Annotated in this window: 2 protein-coding genes; both read left to right on the top strand. The window is 73.8% G+C overall.

The features are described from left to right. The coding region (locus tag AB0D46_RS38285) for an amino acid adenylation domain-containing protein (RefSeq protein ID WP_362884697.1) at nucleotides 1–3,753 on the top strand (3,753 nt) is incomplete at its 5' end. Next, nucleotides 3,750–4,368, top strand: a 619-nt coding sequence (locus tag AB0D46_RS38280; RefSeq protein WP_362884695.1) for a condensation domain-containing protein, incomplete at its 3' end; no start/stop codon positions are given. The genes AB0D46_RS38285 and AB0D46_RS38280, both read left to right, overlap by 4 nt.

Here is a 4,368-nt window from a genome sequence, read left to right as displayed (position 1 = left end):
AGCGGAAACCCCACCTTCCGCGAACTCCTCACCCGCATACGCGAAACCGACCTCACCGCCTACGCCCACCAAGACCTCCCCTTCGAACGCCTCGTAGAAGCCCTCAACCCCACCCGCACCCTCTCCCACCACCCCCTCTTCCAGACGATGCTCAACCTGAACACCGTCGAGGGCGCCGCCGACGAGGCGCTCGTCCTGCCCGGGCTGCGGATCACGCCCGAGCGGAGCAGGCTCAGCGTCGCCAAGGTGGACCTCGCCTTCGTGCTCACCGAGACCCGGGACGGCGAGGGGGCGGCCGCCGGCCTGACGGGCGCACTGGACTACCGGACCGACCTCTTCGACCGGTCCACGGCGCAGTCGCTGGTGGACCGGTTCGTCCGGGTGCTGGAGGAGGTCACCGCGGATCCGGACGTACGGCTGTCCGAGCTACGGATCCTCAGCCCCGCCGAGCGCGGTGAGCTGCTCGACGCCTGGGCGGGGCCGGTGCTGGAGGACCTGGACACGACCCTGCCGCAGATGTTCGAGGCCCAGGCGTCCCTGACCCCGGACGCCCCGGCCGTGGTGTCCGGTACGCGATCGCTGTCGTACGCGGAGCTGAACGCGCGCGCCAACCGGCTCGCCCACCTGCTGCGCCAGGAGGGGGTGCGGCCGGGGACGCCGGTCGTCATGTTGATGGAACGTTCGCCGGCCCACGTCGTGGCGACCCTCGCCATCTCCAAGGCGGGGGGCGCCTACGCCCCGCTCCACGACACGTATCCGCTGGACCGGATGCGGTTCGTCGTGGACGACACCACCGCGCCGCTGATCCTCACCGACCGGGTCGAGGCGGCACGCGCCGCCGAGCTCGGCGCGCGGGTCCTGGTGGTGGACGAGGACGGCGCACCGGCCGACCGGCACCCGGACCGCAACCTGGGCGTGGGACTGCGGCCGCAGGACCTGGCGTACGTGATGTACACCTCCGGTTCGACGGGCGTGCCCAAGGGCGTGGCCGTCACCCATCGCGGTGTCGTCGACCTCGTGCGCGACCACGCCTGGCGGCCCGGTACGCACGCCCGGGTGCTGCTGCACGCGCCGCACGCGTTCGACGTGTCCTCGTACGAGCTGTGGGTACCGCTGGTGTCCGGCGGCACGGTCGTCGTGGCGCCGCCGGAGCAGCTGGACGCCACGTCCGTCCGCGAGCTGATCACCACGCACCGGATCACGGCGATCCACCTCACCGCGGGCCTGTTCCGGGTCATCGCCGAAGAGGCTCCGGAGTCGTTCGCCGGGGTGCGGGAGGTCCTGACCGGGGGTGACGTGGTGTCGCCCGTCGCGGTCGCCCGGGTACTGGAGCACGCGCCGGACACGGTGCTGCGCCACCTGTACGGGCCGACGGAGACGACCCTGTGCGTCACCCAGCACGAGGTGCGGGCCCCGTACACGGCGCAGGCGAGCCTGCCGATCGGCCGGCCGATGGGCAACACCCGGGCCTACGTACTGGACCGCTGGCTCCAGCCGGTGCCGGCGGGCGTACCGGGCGAGCTGTTCATCTCGGGCGGCCTGGCCCGCGGCTACCTGCACCGCGGCCCGCTGACCGCGGAACGGTTCGTGGCCGACCCGTACGGCGGGGCCGGGGAGCGCATGTACCGCACCGGCGACCTCGTACGCCTCAACCGTGCGGGCGAGCTGGAGTACCTGGCCCGGGCCGACGACCAGGTCAAGATCCGTGGCTTCCGCGTGGAGCTGGGCGAGATCGAGACCGCGCTCGCCAGCCGCCCCGAGCTGGCCCAGGCGGCGGTCGTCGTCCGCGAGGACCGGCCCGGGGACCGCAGGCTGGTGGCGTACGTCGTCGGTGACGGCGGTCCGCACGCGGTGGACGCGCCGGCGCTGCGCTCCTTCGTACGGGCGACCCTGCCGGACTACATGGTGCCGTCGGCGTTCGTCACCCTGGACGCGCTGCCGCTCACCGCGAACGGCAAGCTCGACCGCAAGGCGCTCCCCGCCCCGGACTACGCGACGGGGTCCACCGGCCGGTCGGAGCTCACGCCGGTCGAGCGGAGCCTGCGCACGCTGTTCGGCGAGGTGCTGGGGCTGGCTCCGGAGGCGGTGGGCGTCGAGGACGGCTTCTTCGACCTCGGCGGCGACAGCATCCTCTCCATCCAGCTCGTCGGCCGGGCCCGTACGGCCGGCTTCGTACTGGCCGTCCGTGACGTCTTCGAGCACCAGTCGGTGGCCGCGCTGGCCGGGGCGCTGGCCGGCCGCGACAGCGGAGTGCCGGCGCGGCTCGCGGACCTCGACCCGTACGGGCCGGTGCCCGCCACCCCGGTGATGGCCCGGATCCACGAACTGGGGCTGGGCGGCGACGACTTCAACCAGTCCGTGGTGGTGTCGGTGCCGGCGGGGCTGGACCCGGACCGGCTGGCCTCCGCGTTCCAGCGGGTCCTCGACCACCACGACGTGTTGCGGCTGCGGGCCGGCGCCGACGGCGCCATGGAGGTGCGGGAGCCCGGCGCCGTACCGGCCGCCGAGGTCCTGCTGCGCGTCGAGGCGCCCGGGACGGTGCCCGCCGAGGACGTGGAAGAGCTGGTCACGGCCCTGGCGACGGCCGCCCGGGACCGTCTGGCACCCGCCGCCGGCCGCATGGTCCAGGCCGTGTGGCTCGACCTCGGATCCGCCGGCGTCGACCGTGCCGAGGGCCTGCTCATCCTGGTCGCCCACCACCTCGTGGTCGACTCGGTGACCTGGCGGATCGTGGTCCCCGACCTGGAGAGCGCCTACGCGGGCGACGACCTCGCCCCCGTGGGAACGTCGTGGCGCCAGTGGGCCACCGCGCTCGCGGAACTGGCCGGCGACCCGCGGATCGAGGCCGAACTCGACCACTGGGAGGCCGCCTCCGCCGGCGACGATCCGCTCCGGGTGGACCGTACGCGCGACATCCACGCACGGGCGGGCCGCGTCAGCCTCACCCTGCCCACCGACACCACCGAGGCCCTGCTGACCTGGGTCCCCGGCACGGTCAACGCCGGCGTCAACGACGTCCTGCTGACCGCCTTCGCCCTCGCCGTCGCCGCATGGCGGCGCGACCGGGGAGGCGACCCGGACGCGCCGGTGGTGGTGGACCTGGAGAGCCACGGCCGGCACGAGGACGCCGTACCCGGCGCCGACCTCAGCAGGACGGCGGGCTGGTTCACGGCCCTGTACCCCGTCCGACTGGCGCCGGCGGTGGCCGACTGGAGCCTGGTCCAGCGGGACGGGGCGGCCCTCGGTGACGCCCTCAAGCAGGTCAAGGAACAGCTGCGCGCCGTCCCCGGCAACGGCCTCGGCTACGGCCTGCTGCGCCACCTCAACGCCGACACCGGCCCACGGCTCGCCGCGCTCCCGGAGCCCGGATTCGGGTTCAACTACCTCGGGCGCAGAACGGCCCCGGCGCCGGACGCGGCCGGGCCGTGGAGCGTCATCGGCGGTGGAGTCGCGGGCCACCGCCCGGCGGCGCCGATGGCGCACGCCGTCGAGATCAGCGCGGTGGCGCACGACGGCGAGCAGGGACCGGAACTGCGCGCCGACTGGACCTACGCCCGGAGCCTGATCAGCGACGGGGAAGCCCGTGACCTGGCGGAACTCTGGTTCCGGGCCCTGGAAGCACTGGTATCGCACGCCGGCCGCCCCGACGCGGGAGGCCTCACCCCGTCCGACGTGACCCTCGCCTCTCTCAGTCAGTCCGAGATCGAGGAATTCGAAGCCGACCTTGAGTCCGATTGGGAGATAGAGCAGTGAGCCAGCAACCGTCTCGTTCGCGCAGCAAGATCGAGGACATCCTTTCGCTCTCCCCGCTGCAAGAGGGCTTCCTGTTCCTCAGCCTGTTCCACCCGGACGGGCCGGACGTCTACGTCGGCCAGGTCTCCTTCGACCTGGAGGGACCCTTCGACGCGGCCCGGATGCGGGCCGCGGGCCAGGCCCTGCTCCAGCGGCACGCCAACCTCCGCGCCGGGTTCCGGCAGCGCAAGAACGGCAGTTGGGCGCAGCTGGTCCTGCGGGAGGTGACGCTCCCCTTCGCCGAGGCCGACCTGTCCGGGCTGGCCGAGGAGGACCGGCTGACGGAGGCCGCCCGGCTCGCCGCCGCGGACCGCGCCGCACGCTTCGACCTGGGCCGGCCCCCGCTGCTGCGGTTCACGGCCGTCCGGCTGGACGCGAACCGGGTCCGACTGGTCATGACGAACCACCACATCGTGCTGGACGGCTGGTCGATGCCCGTCCTGCTCCGCGAGCTCATGACCCTGTACGCGGCGGACGGGAGCGGCGCGTCGACCCTGCCGCGGGTGCGCCCGTACCGCGACTACCTGACCTGGCTGGACGGCCGGGACCGCGAAGCGGCCCGCGAGGCGTGGACGG

The sequence above is a fragment of the Streptomyces sp. NPDC048383 genome (assembly GCF_040651775.1).
Lineage (GTDB): Bacteria > Actinomycetota > Actinomycetes > Streptomycetales > Streptomycetaceae > Streptomyces.
This window is presented reverse-complemented; position numbering and strand designations above follow the sequence as displayed.